General features: G+C 51.1%; 22 protein-coding genes and 1 tRNA gene. 13 read left to right on the top strand and 10 right to left on the bottom strand.

From position 1 onward, the window contains the following. Positions 1-78 precede the first annotated feature (78 nt). A complete protein-coding gene (locus tag ACLO87_RS12775) occupies positions 79-2211 on the bottom strand; it encodes a TonB-dependent receptor (RefSeq protein WP_135866861.1) in 2133 nt (710 codons plus the stop codon). Positions 2212-2543: 332 nt separating this feature from the next. Between ACLO87_RS12775 and clcA the strand changes: the two genes are divergently transcribed. Further along, positions 2544-3869, top strand: a complete 1326-nt coding sequence (gene clcA / locus ACLO87_RS12770) for a H(+)/Cl(-) exchange transporter ClcA (RefSeq protein ID WP_430223895.1) — start codon at positions 2544-2546, stop codon at positions 3867-3869. 109 nt (positions 3870-3978) lie between these two features. On the opposite strand, the gene ACLO87_RS12765 is transcribed toward clcA, so the two are convergent. From ACLO87_RS12765 to ACLO87_RS12745, 5 genes are all read right to left on the bottom strand, one after another. Next, positions 3979-4227, bottom strand: coding sequence for a hypothetical protein (locus ACLO87_RS12765; RefSeq protein ID WP_135864403.1), 249 nt, complete (start codon positions 4225-4227; stop codon positions 3979-3981). A 165-nt stretch (positions 4228-4392) separates the two neighbouring features. Continuing rightward, the gene (locus ACLO87_RS12760; protein WP_430223894.1) at positions 4393-6870 is read right to left on the bottom strand and encodes a TonB-dependent siderophore receptor; all 2478 of its coding nucleotides are present in this window, start codon (positions 6868-6870) and stop codon (positions 4393-4395) included. 149 nt (positions 6871-7019) lie between these two features. Beyond that, entirely contained in the window at positions 7020-8009 is a 990-nt protein-coding gene (locus tag ACLO87_RS12755) for a FecR domain-containing protein (protein WP_135864400.1), read from the bottom strand. Next, complete coding sequence (locus ACLO87_RS12750) at positions 8006-8518, bottom strand: sigma-70 family RNA polymerase sigma factor (protein ID WP_430223893.1); 513 nt, start codon at positions 8516-8518, stop codon at positions 8006-8008. Before ACLO87_RS12750 ends, ACLO87_RS12755 begins: the two co-directional genes overlap by 4 nt. 307 nt (positions 8519-8825) lie before the next feature. Further along, positions 8826-8901: transfer RNA gene (locus tag ACLO87_RS12745), tRNA-Phe, on the bottom strand. A 170-nt stretch (positions 8902-9071) separates the two neighbouring features. Between ACLO87_RS12745 and hemA the strand changes: the two genes are divergently transcribed. From hemA to ACLO87_RS12720, 5 genes are all read left to right on the top strand, one after another. Beyond that, the gene (gene hemA / locus ACLO87_RS12740; RefSeq protein WP_430223892.1) at positions 9072-10346 is read left to right on the top strand and encodes a glutamyl-tRNA reductase; all 1275 of its coding nucleotides are present in this window, start codon (positions 9072-9074) and stop codon (positions 10344-10346) included. A 96-nt stretch (positions 10347-10442) separates the two neighbouring features. Then, the gene (gene prfA, locus ACLO87_RS12735; protein WP_135864395.1) at positions 10443-11522 is read left to right on the top strand and encodes a peptide chain release factor 1; all 1080 of its coding nucleotides are present in this window, start codon (positions 10443-10445) and stop codon (positions 11520-11522) included. After that, positions 11522-12343 (top strand): peptide chain release factor N(5)-glutamine methyltransferase, encoded by an 822-nt coding sequence (gene prmC, locus ACLO87_RS12730; RefSeq protein WP_430223891.1) that lies wholly within the window; start codon positions 11522-11524, stop codon positions 12341-12343. Before prfA ends, prmC begins: the two co-directional genes overlap by 1 nt. Positions 12344-12356: 13 nt before the next feature. Next, entirely contained in the window at positions 12357-12683 is a 327-nt protein-coding gene (gene grxD / locus ACLO87_RS12725; protein ID WP_135864391.1) for a Grx4 family monothiol glutaredoxin, read from the top strand. Beyond that, positions 12680-13267, top strand: coding sequence for a UbiX family flavin prenyltransferase (locus tag ACLO87_RS12720; RefSeq protein ID WP_135864389.1), 588 nt, complete (start codon positions 12680-12682; stop codon positions 13265-13267). The genes grxD and ACLO87_RS12720 overlap by 4 nt, the downstream gene beginning before the upstream one ends. Before the next feature lie 10 nt (positions 13268-13277). On the opposite strand, the gene ACLO87_RS12715 is transcribed toward ACLO87_RS12720, so the two are convergent. From ACLO87_RS12715 to paaG, 4 genes are all read right to left on the bottom strand, one after another. Beyond that, complete coding sequence (locus ACLO87_RS12715; protein WP_135864387.1) at positions 13278-13880, bottom strand: TetR/AcrR family transcriptional regulator; 603 nt, start codon at positions 13878-13880, stop codon at positions 13278-13280. Positions 13881-13961: 81 nt separating this feature from the next. After that, entirely contained in the window at positions 13962-15269 is a 1308-nt protein-coding gene (paaK, locus tag ACLO87_RS12710) for a phenylacetate--CoA ligase PaaK (protein WP_135864384.1), read from the bottom strand. 47 nt (positions 15270-15316) lie between these two features. Beyond that, positions 15317-15766, bottom strand: coding sequence for a hydroxyphenylacetyl-CoA thioesterase PaaI (gene paaI / locus ACLO87_RS12705; protein ID WP_430223890.1), 450 nt, complete (start codon positions 15764-15766; stop codon positions 15317-15319). A 1-nt stretch (position 15767) separates the two neighbouring features. Continuing rightward, on the bottom strand, positions 15768-16565 hold the full coding sequence (gene paaG, locus ACLO87_RS12700; protein ID WP_430223889.1) for a 2-(1,2-epoxy-1,2-dihydrophenyl)acetyl-CoA isomerase PaaG: 798 nt from the start codon (positions 16563-16565) through the stop codon (positions 15768-15770). A 166-nt stretch (positions 16566-16731) separates the two neighbouring features. Between paaG and paaN the strand changes: the two genes are divergently transcribed. The 7 genes from paaN (at position 16732) to ACLO87_RS12665 (ending at position 25071) form a co-directional block, all read left to right on the top strand. After that, positions 16732-18393, top strand: coding sequence for a phenylacetic acid degradation protein PaaN (gene paaN / locus ACLO87_RS12695; RefSeq protein WP_430223888.1), 1662 nt, complete (start codon positions 16732-16734; stop codon positions 18391-18393). A gap of 78 nt (positions 18394-18471) precedes the next feature. Further along, positions 18472-19635, top strand: a complete 1164-nt coding sequence (locus ACLO87_RS12690; RefSeq protein ID WP_135864556.1) for an ABC transporter substrate-binding protein — start codon at positions 18472-18474, stop codon at positions 19633-19635. Positions 19636-19704: 69 nt separating this feature from the next. Next, positions 19705-20577: a branched-chain amino acid ABC transporter permease gene (locus ACLO87_RS12685; protein ID WP_135864558.1), complete on the top strand. Its 873-nt coding sequence runs from the start codon at positions 19705-19707 to the stop codon at positions 20575-20577. 3 nt (positions 20578-20580) lie between these two features. After that, complete coding sequence (locus ACLO87_RS12680; RefSeq protein ID WP_135864560.1) at positions 20581-21537, top strand: branched-chain amino acid ABC transporter permease; 957 nt, start codon at positions 20581-20583, stop codon at positions 21535-21537. Then, the gene (locus tag ACLO87_RS12675) at positions 21537-22328 is read left to right on the top strand and encodes an ABC transporter ATP-binding protein (RefSeq protein WP_135864562.1); all 792 of its coding nucleotides are present in this window, start codon (positions 21537-21539) and stop codon (positions 22326-22328) included. The genes ACLO87_RS12680 and ACLO87_RS12675 overlap by 1 nt, the downstream gene beginning before the upstream one ends. Continuing rightward, positions 22315-23016, top strand: a complete 702-nt coding sequence (locus tag ACLO87_RS12670; RefSeq protein WP_135864564.1) for an ABC transporter ATP-binding protein — start codon at positions 22315-22317, stop codon at positions 23014-23016. The genes ACLO87_RS12675 and ACLO87_RS12670 overlap by 14 nt, the downstream gene beginning before the upstream one ends. A 3-nt stretch (positions 23017-23019) precedes the next feature. After that, positions 23020-25071 (top strand): 3-hydroxyacyl-CoA dehydrogenase NAD-binding domain-containing protein, encoded by a 2052-nt coding sequence (locus tag ACLO87_RS12665; protein ID WP_430223887.1) that lies wholly within the window; start codon positions 23020-23022, stop codon positions 25069-25071. Positions 25072-25104 lie beyond the last annotated feature (33 nt).

Raw genomic sequence — 25104 nt, 5'->3', positions numbered from 1 at the left:
TCCCCAAGCAGAACCTGCCGCACTGCTTGGGGGAGTCACAGCATAGATACACTCACTACACCGCGATACTGATAGGGCTTAGAAGTTCATCGTGGCCGATAACAATACGGTGCGTGGTGAACCTTGGCCTTGGCTGAGAGGAGCTACCCAATAGGCTTTGTTGGTCAGGTTTTCAATGCTCAGACGTAAGGTTAGTGGGTTACCTGCCAAGGACGTGCGGTAGCGTGCACCTACATCATAAGTGGTCACACCGGGTACATAGTAGCTGTTGGATTTATCCAGATATTGCTTAGACTGTGACGACAAGTGAGCGCTGAGTGTGAAACCTTCAAAGAAGGATGGCTCCCATTCTGCGCCCAGTTTTACGCTCCAGCGAGATAGGTTTGTCACGTAGTTGTTGCGCGAGGCTTCATCGCTGGTCTTGTGATAGCGTGGATCCAAATACGCTACACCGCCCGTTAGACGCCATTCAGGAGTCACTTGGCCTACCACCTGAATTTCAGCACCACGGTTGCGCTGTTCACCGCCATAGCTCAGTGAGGGTTTTTCGCCTGCGCGACCAGGAACCTCATAGGTATTGGGTTGAGTGATCTGGAATAGAGCAGCCGTGATTGCGTAATCACCAGAGTCATACTTCAGGCCAATTTCATGTTGTTTGGTGCGCTGTGGTGGGAAGATTTCGCCATCGTTAGCATAGTCGTCACCCACTTGCGTGCCTTTAGTCAGCCCTTCAATGTAGTTGGCGTAGACCATCCAGTCTTCATCTAAGCGCCATACACCGGCGATGGCGGGGGTAAGCGCACTTTTGTCGTAGCGCACTCCAGAAGAACGGTTATGTGTTTTAACGGTCTGATGGCGCAAACCCAAAATCAGCCTAAAGCGATCGTCAGCAAACGACAGCGTATCGGCCAAACCAAAACTGTACAGCTCGGTAATGGTGGCAGGGCCTAAGGGGGCTTGGGCGAAGTTTGGGCGCTCTGGGTAAACAGGGTCGTAGATGTTGATGTCTGCCGTCCAGCCTTTGAGTGCGGTATTCGACATACGGCTGTTTTGACGGTACCAATCTACGCCCATGCTGAGGTTGTGTTTCACCCCAGCCGTATCAAATTCGTAGAACAGACCTGTGTTGGCTGCCACGTTGCGGCTTTGGTTATGACGACGGGTCACTTTAAGGCGTAAATCACCTTGGTCGTTCAGCAGCACACTGCCTTTGGTGTTGTAGTTGTGCATGCTGGATTCGCTATAGCCTACCGATGCATAGGCGCTGACCTGATCGTTGAAATCGTATTCAGCACGCGCCATGGCGGTATTTTCGCGTATTTGTGCTGATGCCCATGGCGCACTCAGCAATACATCCCCTTTAGGTGCTGAAGGCAGTGGGTTTTTCTGCAAGTCTTTGGCCAAACTAATACCGCGGTTGACGCCGCTAATGTATTCATCCAAATGGTAGAAGTCTGTTTTTAGGCGGAAGGCACCACCGTTATAGTCGGCACCTAATGAAACAAACTTATCGCGGTTTTTGCGATGATCCACCATGCCTTCACCGTCTTTAAATACGGTGTTGAGACGTAGGCCAAATTCATTGTTCTCACCAAAACGCCGGCCTAAATCTAGATGTCCACCAAACTGGGAAGGTGCCATGTAGGTTGCGGTGAAGTTGGTGATGGGGTCTACGGTGGCGCGTTTGGTCACCATATTGATTGAGCCGCCCACATCACCACTGGCATTCATGCCATAGAGCAGCGCTGATGGCCCTTTGAGTACTTCTAAGCGTTCGGCCATGGCCATCACACGTCTGCCGCTGGTAAGGCCTTGCATACCGTTCAGGTATACATCGCCCGCCGAGAAACCACGGATGTAGATGGTGTCTTTACCTGCTGTGCCGCCTGAGCCGGGTGTTTGTACCGACGGATCATTTTTACTGATCAGAATGCGTAGTTCTTGACCTTGTTGATCTTCTATATAGGCGCTGGTGTAGTTCACCGTGCTGAACGGTGTTTCCATATTATCCAGATTGCCTAGCAAACCGATGGAACCGCCTGTGGCCAGATGGTTGCCGCCATAAGCAGGTGCTAACTCTAAAAAATGATTCGCTTTAACCTCAATGGCTTCTAGGCTACGTACCGATTTATCCTCTTCAGCATGTAGTAATGGTGCGCAGCCCAAACCCGCGATACCCAGCCAGATGGCGTAGCATTGACGTGATGCCACTTTCTTCCCCTTTTCTCTGAATTGAAATGATAATGATTTTCATTAATTATATTTAAATATGACAATTAATAACCTTGTGTTATTTAGGGCTATGCCAAGTAGGGGGAAGAAACGGGGCAAATCTGAATGAATGTGAATAGTGTGTTGCAAACCTATACACAGCGTCGTATAGCGGTATAGTGTGGTTTGTGCGCAAGCCTCAACAATTAGCGCTCATTGCTGCATGTAGGATTCACCCTCGTAAATAAGGTGCTGTTCTGACACTACACATCGTAGGTGGTAGAGCGGTTGCCCCGCTTTTATCCTGAGAAATAAGGCCGACATTACCTAATATGGCTACGCAATCTACAGCTACTTCCACGCAAAAAGAAACTTTGGCGTACTACTTCGTCGCCGTAATGATTGGTGTTTTAACGGGCTTGTTGGGCTCGGTTTTTCATATGTTGGTCGGGCATTCACAACAACGAGTGCACCTACTACCTGAGTGGTTGGGGCTGGAAGGAATATGGCAGTACGTAGGCATGGCCGTGTTTTGTGCAGCGATGTTCTGTGGGGCCGTAGCCTTAGTGCGTAAATTTGCACCGGAAGCCAGTGGTTCAGGTGTGCAAGAAGTTGAAGGCGCGATGGCAGGGCTACGTACGGTACGCTGGCAACGTGTGCTGCCAGTGAAATTCGTGGGTGGCTTGATGGCGCTAGGTGCTGGCTTAGTGGGCGGTAGAGAAGGGCCTACTATCCATATGGGGGCGTCCATTGCACAGGTGTTGGGACGGCGTTTCAAAGAAGCTAGAGCCTTACTGGGTGCGGGTGCAGCGGCAGGTTTAACGGCTGCCTTTAATGCGCCGTTGGCATCAGCGCTTTTTGTGATCGAGGAAGCACGCAATGTGTTCCCCTACAGTGTGCGTGCTTACTGCGCGGTATTAATTGCGTGTGGTTCTAGTGCGGTCATGACCATGCTGGTATCGGGTTCTACACCGTTTATGCAAATGGCTAGCGTCGATATGCCTATGTACATGCTGCCTGTGTTTGTTGTGCTGGGTATGATCCTTGGATGTGCAGGGGTAGTGTTTAACCGCACCATTTTGATGGGGCTGGATCTCTCGCGCCGTATCAGCTTATCGGTGTCGCCGTATTTGTTACCCACATTGATGGGGTTGTTGATTGGGCCGCTGGTATTAAGTTTTCCACAGGCAACTGGCGGTGGTGAAAATTTGGCCGTGTTTGTCGCCAATCACTCTATCAGCATAGGGTTGCTGGGGTTGCTGGTATTGGTGCGGTTCTTTATGACTACCGCCAGTTATTCCATTGGCGCGCCAGCAGGTATTTTTGCGCCTATTTTGGCGTTGTCTGCAACCTTGAGTGTATTTCTTGGGACGTTGTTAGGCGAAGTAATGACCTTGCCGCCTGATGCGACTATTGCTTTTGCGGTGGCTGGGATGGCGGGTATGTTTGCTAGCACCATTCGTGCACCTTTGGTGGGAGTGGTGTTGGTAATAGAGCTTACAGGCACATATAGCTTGGCTTTGCCTAGCTTATTGGCGGCACTGAGTGCATCGGTTGTTGCCGCAAGCTTGGGTGGTAGACCTATTTACGAGCAGTTGCTTGAGCGCACCTTAACCTTGGCTGGCCAGCCGCTGCCTATACGTAAAGAAGATATGTAAGTGTGAGGGCGCGTAGCGTCTGTGTCGTTTTATCCGTCATGATCAAAACAGCCCAAAAGCCTAGTGGCCTTTGGGCTGTTTTGTTATGTGCTGCTAGTACCGGTAGGTATTAGTTGCCTTGCTTGCGCATGGTTTTTTCTACGGTATCAATGATTTCGCTCAGCACGTGCAGATTGTGGCTATGACCTTTGCTTTGTTCTTCGCTAGGTACTTTACGTAGTTCAACGAGTTTGCGTTTCAGCACTTCAACAGCGTGGTTGCCGTTACGTGCAATGCCTTCTTCGCTAGACAGTTCAGTCATAACAGAAGTCAGACCTAGCTCTGTGAGTGTGTTTGTCCAATCTGCGTGGAAATTCATAACTTGCTCTCCTTAACGACATAAAGTGACTTGATTTGTTACATGGTAGCTGAAACCGACGTAAGAGAAAGCAAGTAAGCGTAAAGATGCTGAGGTGAGAGGGGTTGATGAAGCGACAGGCGTTGAACGTCCTAACTCTGTCGCTTCGTTCGCAATTGTTATGCGTTAGAACTTGCCACGTATCGTCAGCACAGCATTGAGTGGGTCGCCATAGAAACTGCCCCAACTAGGTGCGCCAATAGTCTGGTAGTAGGTCTTGTCGAAAATATTATTGACGTTGACGGCTGCTGACCAGTTTTTATTAATGTCGTACCCGATTCTCGCATTCCAAATTCCGTAGGATCCTTGTGAAACGCGCACAGATCGTGTTTCGGTGTAACTGCCAGTTTGATAGTTAACGCCCGCACCGAATGACCACGCCGACCACGCACCAGGAAGCTGATAGTTTGACCATAAGCGTAGAAGATGTTTTGGTGTCACTGTCCGTGCAAAGTTCGCGTTTGTGACAGTGGTATCGTTTAAAAACTTGAGGGTATTAAAGGTATAACCTGCAAAAACTTGCCACCCTTGAGCGATTTCGCCACTGATTTCTACATCCACCCCCTGACTACGTACTTTGCCACTAGATAAGTAGCAAATATCGCCAACCATGCAGGTGCTAGTTAAATCTTGCTGAGCTCGATTTTTTTGATCAATGCGAAATAATGCGATAGAGGTATTCAGTTGGCCATCCATCAGTTCGCCCTTAATACCGATTTCGTAGTTCCGTCCTACTATAGGGTCTAGCACCTTACCTGCGGCATTCAGCGCATTTTGCGGCTCAAAGATCTGTGCGGCGCTGACGTACCCTGACCACTGTGGGTTGAAGGCATAAATCAGTCCACCATAAGGGGTAACTACGCCGTTTTCTTTATATGGATCCGTGTATTGGTCGCCACTGTCACGATAACGGGAGGTGTTTTTGTACCAACTAACGCGTGCGCCTGCGACCAGTGTTAAGGGATCCGTAATGCTGAAACGTCCCACACCATATACGCCTGTTTGCTCCATTTTGTGGATGGTTGCCGACGCCCTATAGGCATTTTCATGCAGCCATTCATCCGTAGGCTCGGGAACGTGATGATCCGGCGCCCACACATTTACTGCACGATTGAGTCGTGCCAGTGCAAACTCGTTTTTGCTGGTTAACTTGTTGAGGCTTGCGCCAAAGCTGACTGAATGTTTGCGTCCTAACGCATGGAAAGCGCCATCAACATCCAGATTGAATGCTTTGTTATGCGTAGAGAAATCAAAAACACCAGCATACATAGTGGGCCCAAGCCCTGTTTCCGGGCTAACAGCACCTTCTGTAAAGGCATATTTTGAGTTATTGGATTCTTGAGTGGAGGTTGCTGTCAGTTTTGTTGACCAATCCTCATTAAAGCGATGCGCTAGTTCAGCAAAAAAGACGGTTTGCTTACCATTCCAGCGGTTCCAGTCTTGCGCTAACGATGTGGATCGTTTGAGTCCAATGTCGTCACCGTTACTGTAATGAGGCAGGCCGTGAAAGAAGGGGGTAGAGCGCAGCTCTTCATAGCTCACGCCGCCAGTCAGGGTGGTATCAGGGCTGAAGTCATAACTCAGAACGCCATACAACACGCCAGTACGACTGTTTGCAACGTCGTAGAAGTACTCTCGGTCGTTATAGCTCGCTATCGCGCGGCCGCGTAATGTGCCTGCCTCGTTCAACGCGCCTGTCGCGTCTATGTCGGCACGATAATTACTCCAAGAACCACCACTGGCTAGCAGCTGAACTTGGTCTTCCTCCAGAGGGCGTTTACGTACTAGATTGACGGCGGCGCTTGGTGTGCCTGCCCCTTGCAGCAAGCCGGTGGCCCCACGAATAATTTCCACGCGATCTAATGTGACGGTGTTGCTGGTAAAGCTATTGGCCTGTGGATAATAAAAGGCACGATTAACGCCATCAAATTGATAGCTTTCAACTTGAAAGCCTCGCGAGTAAATGTAATTGCCGCCCATTGGGCTTTTATACAAAGTCATGCCCGTACTATTTGCCAGCACATCATCAAGTGTGTTGGCGTTCTGGTCGTCCATCCGCTGCCGTGTCATGACCGTGACCGATTGTGGAATGTCTTTGATACGTTGATTACCTTTGCCGATGGTGACCACTTCGCTGGTGTAGCTGAGTGATCCTTCGGTCACGGCATCGTTGTATGAGCCTGTTACGGTTACAGGTGCCAAGGTGGAGATACCAGAGGTTGCCGGAGGGGCTTTACGCAATCTATAGCCCTCGCCATTCTCATTGGTAATCGCTTGTAGCCCCGTGTTGGCTAATAACTGCTCTAGGCCTTGTTCGACGTTGTAGTGTCCGGATAACCCCTGTGTCATCACACCTTGCGTTAATTCTGGCGATGCAGCAACCGTGATTTTTGCGGTGGCTCCAAACTGCCCTAGCGCATTGTCTAATGTTGTAGGCGCAATAGAGAACGTAATCGTCCTAGCAGTAGTGGTGTGCTGTGCCGAGGCTACAGTCGGCATGGCAAATGGCACCACCATAAGCGCCAAATGAACAACGAGATACAAAGGGGCGGGTCGCATGGATCGCATCAGGGGCAGCGAAGAATTGTGATGGCGTATGGCCATGGTTGAAACTCCTGGTTTGTCGAAGGGGATAACCAGACCTCGTGAGCCTCGAAGCCTGTCTCTCTATATCTGACGAACCAGAAATGAAAATCTTCGGTGTGGTAGAAAATTATTAAGATGATTGGTGTAGTAGACCTAGCAGTATGTGCTCAGTCTCGCCCTAAAGAGACCCAATAGCGTGTGCGATATCGCAGTGTTAGATTCAACACGCTAGCAAGTACTTCTAGTGTTTTATCGGTATTGTCTATGCGGAAAGCGCCGGTTACTTCCTGCCCGGCAACCTCGTCGTCGCAACGCAGTATGCCCGGGCGATAACGACTGAGTTCGGCCAAAAACTGGTCTAAGCGCATGCGGTTTGCAACTAACATACCTACACTCCAGTCGGGCACGGTGCTGCTTACTGCCTTGGAGGGGTAGAAGGTCTGTGCATCAAACTCTAATTCTTCACCTGCGGGTACGACCAGAGCCGATGACGCTTGATTGATTGGCGTGACACGTACAGCACCTTCGAACACTGTGAGACGTGTCGTGTTGAGACTGTTGTCCATTTGACGTACTACAAAACGCGTGCCCAGCGGCGTCAACAGACCATTCTGTGTTTGCACACTAAAAGGCCTATCGTTTGGATCGTGTGCTGTCACGATGAGGATTTCGCCGCTGCGTAGGTCAATACGTCGCTGTTGCTCAGAGTAGTTCAGCGCAACTACAGAGCCTGTGTTCATCGTAAGAACCGTGCCGTCCGGTAACGTCATGATGTGTTGTTCGCCGGTGGCTGTTTGATAAACCTCCGAGCCGTCCCATAACCCCTGGCGTGCGCCAGCCCAACCTAATGTACCTAGGCCAACACCTATTCCGCCCAGCATCCATTTCAATGTGGTGCGACGTGAACGCTGTTCGCAGTAGCGTATGATCGTGTGGCTCGCTGTTGCACTGGAGACTCCGCTATCTGTTACGGCACTGACGTCATGGCTAATGCTTTGCAAGCGTTGCCACGCTAATTCGTGCTGAGTATCGGCCTGTCTCCATTGGAAACAGGCTTGTTGAGTCGCTGCATCAGGGGTATCTCCGATACGCATCATCCATTGAGCTGCTTGTTTGATGATATCGGGATGTAGGCGATCACTCTTTGGTGGGGTCATGTGTAGAGTACTTGGTAGCAGTGCTGCCAAGCTTTGGTGATATCACGTTGCACAGCCTGTACAGAGATGTTCAATGTGTGTGCGATACGTTGGTAGGGTAGCCCTTCTACTTGGGCAAGAACAAAGACTTTGCGTACGCGAGGTGGTAGTTGTTCCAGCATGCGACATACCGCGTCTAGGGCTTCTATCACCAATACTTGTGTTTCAGGGCTGGGTGCAAACTCTTCCTCGCGAGACATCAGTGTTTCGAGAAAAGCCTGTTCGATGGCGCGTCGACGAAATTGATCAATGAGAAGCCGTTTTGCAATCGTCGTGAGAAAGCCTCGTGGTTCCGTCAAGGGGGTATGAAGTTCATTGCGCATCACTCGTTCGAAAGTGTCATGCGCGAGATCAGCCGCATTTTCAGCATCGCCGTTTAAGCGACGACGAAGCATTTGCACCAACCAACCATGATGATTTCTGTACAGTCTGGCAAACTCGTCAGAGGGTGCGGAATTGACAGGATGCAAGGGGATTTTCTCAAACGATAATAGGAATGATTGCTAATTATAGATGATCATTTGAGAAAGTTGATGAAGATAGCAGCATACTGCCTACGGTTCTAGGGCGTGTGGTGTGTGAGTTCGGGCGTAGTAAGAAGAAAACTATCTGGTGATAACAGATGCGTTTGCTTGCTGCATGCGTAGAGAAGGCTAAGCGAATAGGGGGGGGGCAGTAGCGTGAGTGGCTACGAAGTTGAATGCCCTCAGGCTTCGTAGAGTTAACGTGGCCAGAAATGCAAAAAGCCCAATCCGAAGATTGGGCTTTTTTAATTCGTGGTGGCCTTGGGCGGAATCGAACCACCGACACAAGGATTTTCAATCCTCTGCTCTACCGACTGAGCTACAAGGCCACGAAGAAAATAATTATAGCACGTAGTTTGAGTTTGTAAACCCCCTGCAACAGAAATTTTACTTGGCACATGATTTGCCTCAGGGAAGCCGTATTTACAAAGCCCTAATTTGGGTTCTAGGCTGCGGGCGCTTATAATATGCTCCATACCTAAATTATCCTTAGTGGCTCATGTCAGTGGACGTTCTTACTTTTGGTCTGAATTACGTCTCCGCACCTGTTGCTGTGCGTGAGCGAGTGACGTTTCCTATGGACGTGCTTCGGCCCGCCCTGGAAGGCCTGCGCTCGGCCTTTGGAAAGAGCGTTAGCGAAGCCGCTATTCTATCCACCTGTAATAGAACAGAAATCTACTGTGCGGCTGAACCGCATGTGGCAGAGCGTTTGCCAGAGTGGATGGCTGATTTCAATAGTTTGAAATCCAGCGAGCTGGTTCCTCATCTTTATCGTTACCAACAAAATGGTGCTGTGCGTCACGCTTTCCGCGTGGCCAGTGGTTTAGATTCCATGGTGTTGGGCGAACCCCAAATTCTGGGGCAGATGAAAGATGCCGTGAAAGCTGCTGAAGAAGCAGGCGCACTGGGCACGTTGTTGCACCAGTTGTTCCAGCGCACTTTTTCTGTTGCTAAAGAAGTACGTTCACAAACAGCTATTGGTGCGCACTCGGTTTCTATGGCCGCAGCTGCGGTGCGTTTGGCTGAGCGCGTATTTGGTAATTTAAGTGACAGCAAAGTACTGTTTATCGGTGCTGGCGAAATGATTGAACTGTGTGCGACGCACTTTGCGGCGGCTAGCCCCAAATCCATGTGTGTGGCCAACCGTAGTTTGGACCGAGCCGAATCCTTAGCGAATCGCTTTTCCGCCCAAACAATGAAGCTGTCCGATTTGCCAGACCATATAGATCAATACGACGTCATCGTATCCTGTACGGCAAGTTCCTTGCCCATCCTCGGTTTGGGGATGGTAGAGAGAGCTATTCGTACACGTAAACACCGTCCTATGGTGATGGTGGATTTGGCTGTACCTCGCGATATTGAACCTGAAGTGGCTCGTCTGTCTGATGTGTACTTGTACTCAGTGGACGATTTGGGTCGTGTAGTGCAACAAGGTACCGATGCTCGTAAAGCGGCTGTAGTTCAGGCCGAAGCAATTATTGATACCCAAGTGCAAAACTTTATGCACTGGTTATCTAACCGCGAAATCGTGCCAACGCTAATCGATGTACAGCGTAATGCCGACCAGCTACGCCAGCTTGAGCTGGATCGTGCTCGTCGCATGTTGGCTCGCGGTGAATCACCTGAAGAGGTGATGGAGTGGCTGGCTCATAGCCTGACACAGAAGTACCTGCACGGCCCTATGGCCGAATTGAACCGCAGCGAAGGTCCGCAACGCGAACAGTTGTTGGATATGCTGCCGCGTTTATTGCCTGATTCGCACCGTCGCCGGTAGCGACGCTCTGTTGCGTTCATTCTTGGGCTGTGAGCAGGCAACTCTGCACGGGCCCGCACTTTGGTCCCTACCGATTTCACACACTATCCCTGCCTTATGAAAGATTCTATGCGTACCCGGTTGGAGCAGTTAGCTCACCGGTTGATTGAAGTGGATGCCCTGTTATCTGAGCCAGAAACCGCGTCAGATATGGACAGCTTCCGTAAGTTGTCACGCGAGCGTTCCGAGTTGGAACCTGTAGTGGAAGCCTTTAATCGCTATGTGGCCACCGAAGGTGATCTGGAAACCGCACAAGAAATGATGCGTGATCCTGAAATGCGTGAAATGGGCGAAGAAGAGTTCCGTATTGCGCGTGACGGTATCGCTGCATTGGAAGACGAGCTGCAACTGTTGTTGTTGCCTAAAGATCCTGACGATGGTCGCGGCATTTACTTAGAGATTCGTGCGGGTGCTGGTGGTGATGAAAGCGCCATTTTTGCAGGCGATTTGCTGCGTATGTACAGCCGCTTCGCTGAGCAAAAAGGCTGGCGTGTGGAAATGATTTCTGCGCACGATGCGGAAATGGGTGGCTATAAAGAGGTGATCGCTCGTATTGAGGGCGATGGCGTGTATGGCCAACTGAAATTTGAATCGGGTGCGCATCGTGTACAACGTGTGCCTGAAACCGAAGCGCAAGGCCGTGTGCATACCTCTACTGCAACCGTTGCGATCATGCCAGAAGCTGATGAAGCCTCTGATATTGTGATCAACAGTAGCGACCTGCGTGTCGACACCTTCCGCGCCAGCGGTGCGGGTGGTCAGCACGTGAATAAAACCGATTCTGCTGTGCGTATTACTCACTTGCCCACAGGCGTGGTGGTGGAGTGTCAGGATGACCGTTCACAGCACCGTAACCGTGATAAAGCGATGCAAGTGTTGGCGGCAAGGCTGAAAGATCAGCAATTGCGCGAGCAACAGCAAAAAGAATCCGATCAGCGCCGTTCACTGGTGGGGACGGGGGATAGGTCAGAGCGTATTCGTACCTATAACTATCCACAGGGCCGTGTGACCGATCACCGTATCAACCTGACGCTGTACAAGCTGGGCTACATCATGGAAGGCGATATGGAAGAAGTGATCAACGCCTTGTTGGCTGAGCACCAAGCTGAACAGCTGGCGGCCTTGGCTAACGCATAATGAATACGCTACGCGCCTGGCAGCGCGCCTCGCAGCTTCCCCGCTTAGAGCAGCAAATGCTGTGGGAGCATGTGTTGGGCGTAAGCCGAGCATGGTTGATCGCACACGATACTGACGAACTATCTGAAGTCGCCGTGCAAGCGTATGCTCGGCTAGAACAAGAGCGTTTAGGTGGCACGCCGATGGCGTATTTGGTGGGCTGGCGTGAGTTTATGGGGCACCGCTTTAGTGTGTCGCCTAGTGTGTTGATTCCGCGCCCCGATACCGAAACATTGGTAGAACACGCATTGAGCTGCCTAGAAGGCAAGTTGCAGCCGCGCGTGTTAGATTTAGGTACAGGCAGTGGCATTGTGGCGATCTCCATTGCTTTGGCTAGACCTGATGCGCAGGTGGTTGCGACGGATTTCAGTGCGGATGCCTTACAGATAGCGACGAAAAACTCCCACGATTTGTGTGCAAAAGTCGAATTTTTTGCAGGGAGTTGGTACGATGCACTGCAAGGCGTTGAAGGTTTTGATGTAATTGTTTCCAACCCCCCTTACATTGCGGCAAATGATCCCCATCTATCAGAGGGTGACGTGCGCTTTGAGCCAGATATGGCGCTAAGTGATGGGGCAGATGGTTTGACTGATTTGCAGACTATTATTAACGGTGCTTCGCGATTTTTGTTGCCTTCAGGGCAGCTTTGGATGGAGCATGGTTGGGATCAAGCTGTACAGGTACGTCACATGTTGCAGCAGGCCGGTTTCAAGGCGGTGCACAGCAAACAGGATCTAGCCGGAATTGAACGCATCTCCGGCGGGTGCATTAACGATTTTTAAGGTGGTATAGACCATGAGCGAAGTTCAAGATTTTATCCGTGAAACCGTGACCGAAAACCCAGTTGTGCTGTTTATGAAAGGCACAGCACAAGCTCCTCAGTGTGGTTTCTCTGCTCGCACTGTGCAAATCTTGCGTGCAGTAGGTTTGAACCAAGTGGTAACCGTAAACGTGCTAGACGATGAAGAAGTACGTCAAGGCATTAAAGATTTCTCTAGCTGGCCTACGATTCCTCAGCTGTACATCGGCGGTGAGTTTGTTGGTGGTTCCGATATCGTTTCCGAAATGTTCGAAAACGGCGAACTGGAAACTATGCTGCGTGAGGCTGGGGCTCTGGAATGAGTTCAGGCGTAAGGCAACGTATTATTGTTGCCATGACAGGCGCAACGGGAGCACTTTATACAGTGCGCCTGTTGCAAATGTTGCAGCGCTGCGAGGGGGTGGAAAGCCATTTGGTGGTTTCACCCGCCGCAGTACTGAATCTAGATCACGAGCTGGGCATGACGCGCCAGCAGTTGTATGATCTGGCCGACGTGGTGCACAGCCATAAAGAAGTGGGCGCGAGCATCGCCAGCGGCAGCTTCAAAACAGCCGGTATGATTATCGTGCCGTGCTCTATGCGTACCTTGGGCTCGGTAGCTCATGGTTTAGCCGATAACCTGATTACCCGTGCTGCTGATGTGGTGCTAAAAGAGCGCCGCCGTTTAGTATTGATGGTCAGGGAAACACCGTTTAACTTGGCGCACTTGCGCAATATGACTGCGGTGACGGAAATGGGGGCTGTTATTTTCCCACCCTTACCGGCGTTTTATTTCAAACCACAGAATATTGATGAGCTAGTCGACCACTCGGTGCAACGAGTGTTAGCTATGTTGGACATTGATGTCCCCGGGCCAGAGTGGCAGGGGCTAAAAGAAGAACGGTAAGCCGTTTTGCTTACCGTATGTTTTTCAGACCTTCTAAAATCAACGTGGTGGCGAGATCAGCGTACTCTTCGCGGCTGATAGGGCCATCAGGCCTAAACCACATATAAACCCAGTTCAACATCCCAAACAATGACATGGTGACCGGCTTCAGTAGCGGGCGTTCGGCATTGATGTCGGGGTTGATTGCGCGGATCGTATCGGCGATTTGCACCACAATCTTACGTTCTAGCATGTTAATTTCATGCGTTTCTTCTTCGGGAAGCGAACGCTGGCAATTCAGCTGTACCAAGTGTTTGTCATCGGCGTCACGATAACATTCTAGAATTTGGCGCACCAATTTACGCAGGCGTACTTCAGCAGGATCGTTCTTGCTTTCTTCGGCAACAATTTCTAGCGCGTCATCCAGTTCTTCAAGGTGACTACGGATGATGTCAAAAATTAAAGCGGTTTTGCTGGGGTAGTAGTGGTACAGCAAAGCCTTGGAGACTTGGCTGCGAGCAGCAACTTGTGACATGGAGGCTTTTTCCATGCCTAGCTCTGCAAAAACGGCAGCAGCATTGGTTAAGATGTGCAACTGCTTTTCTTCAAAGTCAGCTGCGCGGGAGCGAGCCATATTTTTCCTGTGTAAGTAAAACTATCAGTGTAGCGTATTCTTGTACATCAGCCTGTAACAGGCTGATGTACAAGGGGTAATTTACTGCTTGGGTCGGTTGTCCACAATACGCTGTGCTTTGCCTTCAGAGCGCAAGGTGCCTGGCTGAGCAACGTTGATGTGTGTGCTGATGCCGATGATGCTCTTGATGTGGTGAGCCAGTTCTTTGGCAGCACGTTGACGCGAAGCATCGTCAGTGGATTGTGGCTGGCACTCTACGTGCACAGTCATGTTATCCATGCGGCCCGATTTGTTTAGTTCGATTTTAAAGTGTGCAGCTAAGCCGTCACATTTCAAAATTTGTTCTTCAATCTGTGTAGGGAACACGTTCACGCCACGCAAAATGATCATGTCGTCACTGCGACCTGTCACTTTGGCCATACGACGCATGCTACGAGCAGTACCTGGCAACAAGCGAGTCAAGTCGCGGGTGCGGTAACGGATAATAGGCAAGCCTTCTTTGGTCAGTGTCGTAAACACCAGTTCGCCTTCCTCACCGTCAGGCAGCACTTCGCCTGTTTCTGGGTTGATGATTTCTGGGTAGAAGTGATCTTCCCAAATGTGCAGGCCGTCTTTGGTTTCCACACACTCGTTCGCCACACCTGGGCCCATCACTTCAGACAAGCCATAAATATCCACAGCGTGCATATCGAAGGCTTGCTCAATTTCCAAACGCATCGCGTTGGTCCATGGTTCTGCACCGAAAATACCCACTTCCAGCGAACACTCACGTGGATCCAGGCCTTGGCGGTGGAACTCGTCCAAAATGGACAGCATGTAGGATGGGGTCACCATGATAATACGAGGTTTGAAGTCGTTGATCAGGGATACTTGACGCTCAGTCATGCCGCCAGAAATAGGTACTACGGTACAACCCAGTTTTTCTGCGCCGTAGTGAGCACCCAAACCACCTGTGAACAGCCCATAGCCGTAGGCGTTGTGCATGATGTCGCCAGGCCTACCGCCAGCAGCCTGAATGCATCGGGCAACCAATGTGGCCCATGTGTCGATGTCATTGCGGGTGTAGCCTACAACAGTAGGTTTACCTGTAGTACCTGAAGAAGCGTGAATACGAGCCAGTTTTTCGCGTGGTACCGCAAACATACCGAAGGGGTAGGATTTGCGCAGATCATCTTTGCAGGTGAAAGGGAACTTGGCCAAGTCTGCCAAGGTTTTCAGATCTGAAGGGTGTACACCAGCTTCATCAAAACGCGCTTTATAGAAAGGGGAGTTCTCGTAGGCGTGGGTCAGTGACCATTGCATGCGCTCCAACTGCAGTGCGGAAATTTCATCACGCGAAGCCAGTACGATGGGGTCCAGATCAGCTTTGTTAGGAATGATAGGTTCCATGGTTTTGTGTCCTCTACTTCTCTATTTCTTTGTGTAAGCCGTGCCTCTTAGGGCTGGCTATCAGGCAATAATGAACCTTTGATGGTGCGCGAATGGCCGCGGAATTCTGCGATGTGTTCTCCACGTTGATTGTGAAGACTAATATCGTAGATACCGCTGCGACCAATTCGGCTGACTTCACGTGCGGTAGCCGTGAGTTCGTCGTGTTCGAATGCAGGAGCCAAATAAGTAATGGAACAATGTTGGGCTACTGTTCGTTGGTTATAGGTATTGCAGGCGAAAGCAAAGCAGGAATCCGCCAGAGTAAACATGTAGCCGCCGTGGCAAGTACCGTGGCCGTTTAGCATGTGTTGCGCAATACGCATGCGGATAGAGGCAGTGCCTGCATCCACATTGAGTAATTCCATGTTCAGATGTTTGGTGGCGTGATCATCCGCCCACATGGCATCTGCACAGGCTTGCGCTAAAGCCTGAGGGGAGAGAGTCGTTGTGCTCATCTTATTTCCCCTTGAATTCAGGTGCGCGTTTTTCCAAGAAAGCGGTTACGCCTTCAGCATAATCGTGACTGCGTCCTGCACGGCGCTGTAAGTCACGTTCTAGATCTAATTGTTGATCCAGACTGTTCTCAGAGGCGGATTGAATCGCTTGTTTGATTAAGCCTAGGCCAAAAGTAGGGCCCTGAGCCAGTTGACGAGCCAGTTTAGTGGCCGTATCTTGCAGTTCGGTATCTTCCACGGCTTGCCAGATCATGCCCCATTCGGCGGCAGTAGTGGCATCCAGTGGTGCTGCGGTTAGTGCTAAAGCTTTGGCACGTGCTTCACCGATTAGATTAGGCAGGCTCCATGTGCCACCAGAGTCTGGCACCAAGCCGATTTTGGAAAAGGCTTGAATGAATTTGGCTGAACGTGCCGCCAATACGATGTCACATACCAGTGCGATGTTGGCACCAGCGCCTGCAGCCACACCATTAACCGCGCAAATGACTGGTTTTTCCAGAGCGCGAATTTGGCGGATGAGTGGGTTGTAGAACTGTTCAATGGTTTGACCTAGATCTGGTGCCGCTTCTGCTTTGCGCGGATCTCTATCACCCAGATCTTGCCCAGCACAAAAACCTCGACCTGCACCCGTAAGCAGCACCGCTCGTACGTCAGGATCTTGGCTGGCGCGTTCGAATTCGGCGCGCAAGGCCAAGTGCATCTCGGTGTTAAAGGAATTTAGCTTTTCTGGCCTGTTGAGGGTCAGGTGTAGTACGCCTTGGTCAAGACGACTCAGCACGCAATCGTGTGCAGGGTTCATTGCATGTCTCCTTTTGCTTTAGAACCAGTGGTGCCGAACCTTGCTTTGGTAGGCTTTGATTTTTTTGCTTATTTTCTCAAAGTTCGGGTATTCGGGTTGTTACTATTGCATAAACCGTCCGGTCGGTCAATAATATTTGCCAAATGTAGACATAGGAAAAACCAGTATGCAGAGTTTATTTGAACAGCACCGCGCCACCCTCGAGGCGGCGTTAACAGCCCTGCAACAGCGCGGTTTCTGGACAGCATATCCAGAGGTTCCCAGCGGCAAATTTTATGGTGAAACGGCCAAAGACGATGGCTTGGCAGCGTATAACGCTACCCTGAATAGTCCCTTCGATTTGCCGGGTCATCCGGGTGCTTATACGGTAGGCCAAGAACAGTCGCCGTATGGTCCGGTGCTGGGCATTACATACCCTGCAGTCGATGCACAAGCATTGGTTACGCATTCGCAAGCAGCTGCAAAAGCGTGGGCAGCGGCATCGCACGAGGCACGTGCGGGTGTGTGTTTGGAAATCTTGGATCGTCTGAATAAACGTAGTTTTGAAATGGCCCATGCTGTGATGCATACCTCTGGCCAAGCCTTTCCTATGGCTTTCCAAGCAGGTGGCCCACACGCCCAAGATCGTGGTCTGGAAGCGTTGGCCTATGCGTGGGCAGAAATGGCTCGTATTCCTGCCGAAGCTCAGTGGGTTAAGCCACAAGGCAAAGCCGGTGACCTGGTACTGGAAAAACACTGGCAGATTATTCCGCGCGGCGTGTCGGTACTGATTGGTTGCCAAACTTTCCCTACATGGAACAGTTACTCTGGTCTGTTTGCCAATTTGATGACCGGTAACACCGTCATTGCCAAACCGCATCCTGCTGCGATCTTGCCTATGGCGATTACAGTGCAAGTGGCCCGTGCAGTGCTGACAGAGCAAGGTTTCCCTGCAGATGTGGTGTTGTTAGCAGCAGAAGACGCCGGTACTGGGTTGGCCAAAGATTTGGCTGAACACCCCGATGTGGCTCAAATTGATTACACCGGTTCGCATACTTTCGGTAAATGGTTGCGTGCGAATGCCGCTACCCCGCTGGTGTACACCGAAGAAGCAGGCGTAAACAGTATTGTTGTATCGGCAACGGATGATTTCAAAGGCATGTGCCAGAACATTGCGTTCTCGTTAGCACTGTACAGCGGCCAGATGTGTACGGCTCCGCAGAATATCTTCATTCCCAAAACCGGTATACGTGCTGGTGACGGCCACAAAACGTTGGAAGAAGTGCAGCAAGGTATTGCCGCTGCGATTGACGGTTTGTTAGCAGACCCTGCGCGTGCCGCTATGGTGGCGGGTGCTTTGGCAAATACTGATACGTTGGAGCGTGTGCAATCCATGCGTAACGTGGCCCCAATTGTGCGTGACTCCGCACCTATAGAAGGCTTAGAAGGCACACGTACAGCCACCCCATTGCTGTTGTCGGTACAGGCTGAAGACGAAACCTTGTACGGTGCCGAATGCTTTGGCCCTATCGTATTTCTAGTAGCAGTAGACAGCGCAGAAGAGGGTGTACGTCGCGCTGCCACATTGGCCAGAACCAAAGGAGCGATTACCGCTGCCTTGTACGAAACCGATGCTGACGCAACTCAAGTGGCTATTCAGGCATTTGCGGCAGCGGGTGTAAACCTGTCCATCAACTTGATGGGCGGTATTTATGTAAACCAGAGCGCTGCATTCAGTGATTTCCACGTCACAGGGGCTAATCCTGCTGGAAACGCATGCGTGGCGGATGCTGCTTTTGTAGCAAACCGCTTCCGTGTGGTGATGTGGCGTAGACCGGTGACACAGTAAGAACAAAGAAATCAGGGAGTGGCCAGCAAGGCCACCCCAATAACAAGTAGTTCACTTCAACAAGCTAGGAGACATGAGATGACTCAATACGCGTCAAAGAAAAACGTGTGCAAACTTGCTGTGGCCGCTGTGCTATCTTGCATGGCAGTGAGCAGTCAAGCTGAAATCCTGATCGGTTCTTCCGTATCTTCCACGGGTTTTGCATCGTTTTTGGGCGAGCCTGAAGAACAGACACTGAAAATCCTTGTAGAGGATATCAATGCCAGAGGAGGTGTTGGTGTTAAGGGCGAAAAAATCCGTTTGATCTCGTATGACGATGCGAGTGATGCCAATAAAGCGCGTACGTTTGCGACGCGTTTGGTAGAAGATGACGAAGTTGTGGCCATCATCGGTGGTTCTACAACAGGCGCCACTATGGCGATCATGCCGGTAGTGGAAGAGGCTGGTGTGCCATTCATCTCGTTGGCTGGTGCGATTGAAATTACTCAACCAGTACGTAAACACACGTTCAAAACCCCTCACACTGATCGCATGGCTTGTGCCAAGATCTTTGAGGACATGAAAAAACGTGATCTGCACAACGTAGGCTTGTTGTCTGGTTCGGATAGCTTTGGTTCTTCCATGCGCAAACAGTGCTTGGATATCGTGGACGAGTACGGCATCAATGTTGTGGGCGATGAAATTTTTGGCCCTACCGATGCAGATATGACTCCACAGTTGACCAACCTGAAAAACAAAGACGGTATCCAAACTATCATGGTGATGGGCTTGGGTTCAGGTCCTGCCATCGTGACACGTAACTACTCACAGTTGGCTATTGATCTGCCTTTGTATCAGTCTCACGGTGTAGCATCTGATGCGTTCATTGAGTTGGCTGGCGCTAAAGAGGCTGAAGGTATCCGTTTGCCAGGTACACCGTTGTTGGTAGCAAGCTTGTTGGCTGCTGATGATCCACAACGTCCTGCTGTACAAGCTTACAAAGAGCGCTACGAAAGCAAAACAGGTAAACCTGTTTCCACATTCGGTGGCTATGCCCACGATGCGCTGTACTTGATCGTAGATGCGATTGAACGTGCTGGTTCTACTGATCCAGCAGCAATCCGCGACGCCTTGGAAGCTACCAAAGGTTTGGTAGGCACAACAGGTATCTACACCATGACGCCTGAAGACCACTTGGGTCTGGATTTGACAGCATTCCGCATGCTGGAAATCCGTGATGGCAAATGGACAATTATTGAGTAATAAGGTCATCCGTGGGGTGTGGCAGTAGCCACCCTCCACGGTGGGCACGCAGAACGTCTGGAGACAGATATGTCCGAATTTATGCAGTTCCTGTTATCGGGACTGACGGTAGGTGCCGTCTACGCTCTGGTGGCACTAGGTTTTACCATTATTTATAACGCCTCAGATGTGGCGAACTTTGCGCAAGGTGAGTTCGTGATGTTGGGGGGCATGATTACGGCTGCGGCGTATACCGCTGGCGCTCCTTTGCCATTGGCTGCCGCCTTGGCGATTGTGGTGACCGCAGTGATTGGGGTGTTGCTGAATAAGTTGGCCATTGAGCCGGCACGTGGCGCACCAGTAGTAAGCCTGATCATTATTACGATCGGGGCATCCATTTTCGTACGTGGGGTAGTGCAACTGGTTTTTGATAAGCAGTTGCATAGATTTCCTGCGTTTTCAGGTGATGATCCCATTAGGCTGCTGGGGGCAACAATTTTGCCGCAGAGCTTGTGGGTGATTGCTGGTGCGTTTGTGGTGTTCTTTGGGTTGTGGCTGTTCTTTACGCGCACCCTGACTGGCCGTGCAGTATTGGCAACGGCAAACAACCGCATCGCAGCGGTGCTGGTAGGTATCAACACTAAATACGTGATGACGCTGTCGTTTGCCTTGTCGGCAGCGATTGGTGCATTGGCGGGCGTGTTGGTGACACCTATTACGCTGACCAGCTATGACATTGGCATGACCATGGCTCTTAAAGGGTTTGCAGCCGCGATGTTGGGCGGTATGGGCAATCCTAAAGGTGCATTGGTAGGCGGTATTTTGCTGGGCGTGCTAGAAGCAATGACAGCGGGCTATATCAGTTCGCAGTACAAAGACGCGGCAGCATTTGTAGTGATCTTGGCGGTGTTGTTCCTGATGCCACAGGGTCTGTTTGGGCGTAAATCCATGGAGAGGGTGTAAACCATGAAAAGATTGTCTCCTAAACATACCACTTTGCTGATTCTGATTGCGCTGATCGCTATTGCGCCGTGGTTCTTCCCGTCCTCTTACTACCTACGCGTGGGTTCACTAGTATTTGTGAATAGCTTGGCTGTGGTGGGGATTGTGATTCTGACCGGGTTTGTAGGCCAGATCAGTTTGGGTCATGCCGGGTTTATCGGTATTGGTGCTTATGCTTGTGCATTGGCCCCTAAACACTTAGGTATCTCGGTGTTGTCAGCCGCTGTGTTGGGCGCTGTGATTTCCGGCGTTTTGGCTTGGTTGGTTGGACGTCCTATCTTACGACTCAAAGGCTACTACTTGTCCGTCGCCACTCTGGGTTTTGGTGTGTTGATTTCCATGATTCTGACTAACGAAGCATGGTTAACAGGTGGCCCAGACGGTATCGTGGTGGCTGACCCTGGCTTACGCGCCATATTGAAAGAGTGGGGCTTAAACCTGAATAATGCCGAGTTCTGGTATGCCTTTAGCGGTATTGCGTTGGTGATTGGTGCTGCCATTGCCTTGAACTTGCAATACAGTGCAACAGGTCGTGCACTACGTGCATTGCACGGTTCTGAAGTGGCTGCCCGTACCGTAGGTGTGGATGTAGCGCGCTTCAAACTGCGTGGCTTTGTGATCTCTGCGATTTATGCTTCGTTTGCGGGCTCTATTTTGGCGATGCAAAACCGTTTCGTGACACCTGATGTGGCCGGGTTCATGCACTCCATTGAAATTGTGACGATGGCCGTGTTGGGCGGTGCAGCGTCTGTATTGGGTGCTGTGTTTGGTGCGACGCTACTGACAGCCTTGCCGCAGGTGCTGACCTTCTTGCAAGAGTACGAGCAGATTGTGTTGGGCTTAATCATGATGCTGGTCATGATATTCATGCGCGAAGGTGTATTGCCTAGCTTGTCACAGAAACTACGCGGGAGAGGCTAATGAGTTTATTAGACGTTAAAAACGTAGGTATCTCTTTCGGTGGTTTGCGTGCGGTGCATGACGTGAGTTTTGCGGTGCGTGAAGGTGAGATCGTTTCGGTGATTGGCCCTAACGGCGCTGGTAAAACTACCTTGTTCAATATGCTGTCGGGGGTATATCAACCGCAGCAAGGCGAAGTGTTGCTGAACAATGAGCCTGTTACCGGCATGGCACCACATTTGTTGGCGCGCCGTGGCATGTCACGTACTTTTCAAAACCTACAGGTTTTTCCTGCCATGACAGCTTTGGAAAACGTGGCAACGGGTTTTCACCTGCAAGAAAACGGTTCGCTATTGGCCGATTTGCTGGGTTTGCCTTCCGCACGTAGACGCACCAAACGATCAGAGGACCAAGCGCGTGAGTTGCTTGAGCGTGTAGGGCTAGGGCGCGCTGCTGAGTTTGAAGCCGGTTCGCTGTCTTACGGCTCGTTAAAGCGCTTGGAAATTGCCCGTGCATTGGCGTTAGGGCCCAAATTGCTGCTGTTGGATGAGCCTGCGGCAGGGTGTAACGCGGTAGAAACGGAAGAAATAGAGAAGCTGGTGGCCGAGGTTGCTGGCAGCGGTATTGCGATTTTGCTGGTAGAGCACGACATGAAAATGGTGATGCGCATTTCCAATCAGATCGTAGTGCTGGATCATGGCGAAAAAATTGCAGAAGGTGTGCCCGCAGAGATCGCAAGCCATCCGCGCGTGATTGAAGCCTATCTGGGTGCAGGCGCAAAAGAGGAGGCTGCCAAATATGCTGAGTGTTAATCAATTACGTTCCAGCTATGGCCGCATTGAAGTGCTGCATGGCATTGATCTGGAAATCAGTGCAGGTGAGATTGTCGTAGTGGTGGGGGCAAACGGTGCCGGTAAAACCACCCTGTTACGCTGCTTGTCTGGTATTCAGCCTGTGCAAGATGGCACGATTGTGTTTAGGGGTGAGAACCTGAACACCATGCCAGCCTACCAGCGTGTGAAGCGCGGTTTGGCGCAATCACCCGAGGGACGCCAGATTTTCACTAGCCTGACGGTGGAAGAAAATCTGCGTTTGGGTGCTTATTTGTACACCGATGACAAAGTAGATAGAGACATGGAAGATGCCTTCAACATGTTCCCTATCCTGCGTGAAAAGCGTAATTTGGCGGCGGGTGGTTTATCAGGCGGGCAGCAGCAAATGTTGGCGATTGCGCGCGCATTACTCAGTCGTCCGTCGTGCTTATTGTTGGATGAGCCTAGTATGGGGTTGGCCCCCATTTTGGTGGCTCAGATTTTTGATGTGGTGAAAAGTCTGAAAGAGTTGGACGTCACTGTATTGTTGGTAGAGCAAAATGCGTTTGGCGCATTGTCAGTTGCAGACAGAGGCTATGTGATGGAAACAGGGCACATCACCTTGTCCGGCCCGGCTCAGCAATTGATTGAAGACCCACGCATACGCTCGGCCTATCTGGGGATGTAAACGATGAATATTGCTATTGAACGTAGTGGGGCTATTGCGATTGTGCAGGTGGATAATCCACCCGTAAATGCACTATCCAAGGATGTGCGCAGCGGCTTAATTGCTGCCGTACAAACACTGGATGCAGATCCCTCTGTACAAGCGGTACTGCTGACATGTGCAGGGCGTACCTTTATTGCGGGTGCAGACGTCAATGAGTTTGGCAAACCGCCTCAAGCACCGCACTTGCCTGATGTGATTGCGGCCATTGAGCAGGCCACTAAACCGTGGCTGGCAGCGATTCATGGCAGCGCGCTGGGTGGAGGTTTGGAAATTGCGCTGGCGTGTAGATTCCGTGTGGCGTTGGCTAATGCGCAATTGGGTGTGCCCGAAGTGAATTTGGGTCTGGTACCTGGCGCGGGTGGATGCGTGCGTTTGCCACGTTTGGTGGGTGCGCGTAAAGCAGCGGAGATGGTCGTCAAAGGTGCTCCCGTTAAAGCGCCGGCAGCCTTGCAAAGCGGCTTGGTAGATGCTGTGTTTGAGACTGATCTACAGAAAAATGCGCTCACATGGCTAGAGCAGGTATTGGCACAGCCATTACCGCAGCCTGTATTGCAACGTTCAGTAGCGGGTGAGGCCTTGTCCTCAGAAGAGTGGGCACAACTGGCTAAAGAGTTGTTGCCACGTGATAAACGTTTGCAAGCACCAGCAATGACGTTGGAGTGTGTAAAACGTGCGTGCGAGGCACCAGTAGCAGAAGCGCAAGCCTTCGAGCGTGAAACTTTCCTGACCTTGCGTGGTTCGGCACAAGCACGTGCATTGCGCCATGTGTTCTTTGCAGAGCGTGGCGCGACTCGTCCACCAGAAATCAAGGGTGTTGATACCAAAGAAATTCAGGTGGCTGGCGTGGTAGGTGGTGGGACCATGGGTGCGGGTATTGCCATGGCATTGCGTGATGCAGGCATCAATGTCGTGTTGATGGAGCGTGATGCTGAATCGTTGCAGCGTGGGTTGGACCGTATTAGCTCTACGTACCAAAGTAGCGTGAAGCGTGGCCGCATCACGGCGGAAACTGCCGAAGCACGTATTGCGGGTGTGCGTGGTGTGACCGACTACACCGGCTTGGCCGAAGTGGATCTGGTTATAGAAGCGGTATTTGAAGACCTGCAAGTGAAGCGAGATGTATTCACACAGTTGTCCACCGTATGCCGTTTGGATGCCATTTTGGCAACCAATACGTCGTACTTAGATCCCTCTGCTATTGCCCAAGGTATCGTAGCGCCCGAGCGTTTTATTGGTCTGCACTTCTTTAGTCCAGCACAAATCATGAAGCTGCTGGAAATCGTGCCAACAGAGCAAACCTCTATGCAAACGCTGGCTACCAGTTTTTCGTTGGCGGCTAAGTTGCGCAAAATTCCAGTACGAGCAGGCATTTGTGATGGCTTTATCGGCAACCGGATTCTGCGCGTATTGCGTGCGCAGGCAGAGCGCTTGCTGCTGGCGGGTGCTACACCTAGCCAAGTAGACGCCGCTATGCGTGCCTACGGTATGCCTATGGGGCCATTTGAGGCTCAAGATTTGGGTGGTTTGGACATCGCAGCCTTCCAGCGTAAAGCAGCGAAAGAGCGTGGCGAAGAAGTCTTTGCACCAGTGGCTGAGCAACTGTGCGAGATGGGACGATTGGGTCAAAAAACCAATGGTGGCTGGTATGACTACGTGCCTGGTGAGCGCCAGGCTATAGAGTCGCCTGTGGTGGCTGAGGTCATCGCCAACGTGGCTACTGGTGGGGTCAAACAAGCATGGACCGAGCAAGACATTGTTGATTGCTTAGTGTTGCCTATGGTGAATGAGGCTGCGCTGATTCTGCAAGAAGGTATTGCACAACGTTCGGCTGATGTAGATTTGGTAGAGATTCATGGCTACGGTTTCCCACGTTGGCGGGGTGGTTTGTTGCAAGACGCTCAAGAGCGTGGTGTAGCCGAGGTGGTGCAACGCTTGCGTCACTTTGCCGCAATGGGTATGACACCAGAACCTTGCCAAAAGCTGCTAGCTGTAGCAGAAACTGGTACATTTTGAGGGTTGTAGCCCACTTAATGTTTTTTGAAGCCT

Source organism: Paenalcaligenes sp. Me52 (assembly GCF_050487965.1).
Lineage (GTDB): Bacteria > Pseudomonadota > Gammaproteobacteria > Burkholderiales > Burkholderiaceae_B > Paenalcaligenes.
Note: the sequence above shows the minus strand (reverse complement) of the source record. Positions and strands in the feature narration are given on the sequence as shown.

What these genes read in the sequence shown, in the direction of transcription:
- clcA (WP_430223895.1), top strand. Translation starts at nt 2,544, where the DNA reads ATGGCTACGCAATCTACAGCTACTTCCACGCAAAAAGAAACTTTGGCG.
- ACLO87_RS12765 (WP_135864403.1), bottom strand. Translation starts at nt 4,227, where the DNA reads ATGAATTTCCACGCAGATTGGACAAACACACTCACAGAGCTAGGTCTG.
- ACLO87_RS12760 (WP_430223894.1), bottom strand. Translation starts at nt 6,870, where the DNA reads ATGGCCATACGCCATCACAATTCTTCGCTGCCCCTGATGCGATCCATG.
- ACLO87_RS12755 (WP_135864400.1), bottom strand. Translation starts at nt 8,009, where the DNA reads ATGACCCCACCAAAGAGTGATCGCCTACATCCCGATATCATCAAACAA.
- hemA (WP_430223892.1), top strand. Translation starts at nt 9,072, where the DNA reads ATGTCAGTGGACGTTCTTACTTTTGGTCTGAATTACGTCTCCGCACCT.
- prfA (WP_135864395.1), top strand. Translation starts at nt 10,443, where the DNA reads ATGAAAGATTCTATGCGTACCCGGTTGGAGCAGTTAGCTCACCGGTTG.
- prmC (WP_430223891.1), top strand. Translation starts at nt 11,522, where the DNA reads ATGAATACGCTACGCGCCTGGCAGCGCGCCTCGCAGCTTCCCCGCTTA.
- grxD (WP_135864391.1), top strand. Translation starts at nt 12,357, where the DNA reads ATGAGCGAAGTTCAAGATTTTATCCGTGAAACCGTGACCGAAAACCCA.
- ACLO87_RS12720 (WP_135864389.1), top strand. Translation starts at nt 12,680, where the DNA reads ATGAGTTCAGGCGTAAGGCAACGTATTATTGTTGCCATGACAGGCGCA.
- ACLO87_RS12715 (WP_135864387.1), bottom strand. Translation starts at nt 13,880, where the DNA reads ATGGCTCGCTCCCGCGCAGCTGACTTTGAAGAAAAGCAGTTGCACATC.
- paaK (WP_135864384.1), bottom strand. Translation starts at nt 15,269, where the DNA reads ATGGAACCTATCATTCCTAACAAAGCTGATCTGGACCCCATCGTACTG.
- paaI (WP_430223890.1), bottom strand. Translation starts at nt 15,766, where the DNA reads ATGAGCACAACGACTCTCTCCCCTCAGGCTTTAGCGCAAGCCTGTGCA.
- paaG (WP_430223889.1), bottom strand. Translation starts at nt 16,565, where the DNA reads ATGAACCCTGCACACGATTGCGTGCTGAGTCGTCTTGACCAAGGCGTA.
- paaN (WP_430223888.1), top strand. Translation starts at nt 16,732, where the DNA reads ATGCAGAGTTTATTTGAACAGCACCGCGCCACCCTCGAGGCGGCGTTA.
- ACLO87_RS12690 (WP_135864556.1), top strand. Translation starts at nt 18,472, where the DNA reads ATGACTCAATACGCGTCAAAGAAAAACGTGTGCAAACTTGCTGTGGCC.
- ACLO87_RS12685 (WP_135864558.1), top strand. Translation starts at nt 19,705, where the DNA reads ATGTCCGAATTTATGCAGTTCCTGTTATCGGGACTGACGGTAGGTGCC.
- ACLO87_RS12680 (WP_135864560.1), top strand. Translation starts at nt 20,581, where the DNA reads ATGAAAAGATTGTCTCCTAAACATACCACTTTGCTGATTCTGATTGCG.
- ACLO87_RS12675 (WP_135864562.1), top strand. Translation starts at nt 21,537, where the DNA reads ATGAGTTTATTAGACGTTAAAAACGTAGGTATCTCTTTCGGTGGTTTG.
- ACLO87_RS12670 (WP_135864564.1), top strand. Translation starts at nt 22,315, where the DNA reads ATGCTGAGTGTTAATCAATTACGTTCCAGCTATGGCCGCATTGAAGTG.
- ACLO87_RS12665 (WP_430223887.1), top strand. Translation starts at nt 23,020, where the DNA reads ATGAATATTGCTATTGAACGTAGTGGGGCTATTGCGATTGTGCAGGTG.